Genomic DNA, 529 nt, shown 5'->3' on the forward strand with positions numbered 1-529 from the left:
GTACGGCCGCCTTCACGGATGGCGAAACGCAAACCGTCGTCCATCGCGATTGGGTGGATCAGGGTAACAACCATTTTGATGTTGTCGCCCGGCATTACCATCTCTACGCCTTCTGGCAGTTCGATGGTACCCGTTACGTCAGTGGTACGGAAGTAGAACTGAGGACGGTAGCCTTTGAAGAACGGAGTATGACGGCCGCCTTCATCTTTGCTCAGGATATACACTTCTGATTCGAACTGGGTGTGTGGCTTGATTGAACCCGGCTTAGCCAGTACCTGGCCACGCTCGATTTCTTCACGCTTGATACCACGCAGCAGAACACCAACGTTCTCACCTGCACGACCTTCGTCCAGCAGTTTGCGGAACATTTCTACGCCAGTACAGGTAGATTTCGCCGTATCTTTGATACCAACGATTTCAACTTCTTCACCGACTTTAACGATGCCGCGCTCTACACGACCGGTAACAACGGTACCACGACCGGAGATGGAGAATACGTCTTCGATTGGCAGCAGGAACGGCTTGTCAA

General features: G+C 52.4%; 1 protein-coding gene. It reads right to left on the reverse strand.

What is annotated here, in order from left to right:
- Positions 1–529, reverse strand: a 529-nt coding sequence (locus A6301_RS13180) for an EF-Tu/IF-2/RF-3 family GTPase (RefSeq protein WP_255764544.1), incomplete at both ends; no start/stop codon positions are given.

The organism is Pectobacterium sp. IFB5596 (assembly GCF_021432585.1).
GTDB classification, from domain to species: Bacteria; Pseudomonadota; Gammaproteobacteria; order Enterobacterales; family Enterobacteriaceae; genus Pectobacterium; species Pectobacterium punjabense.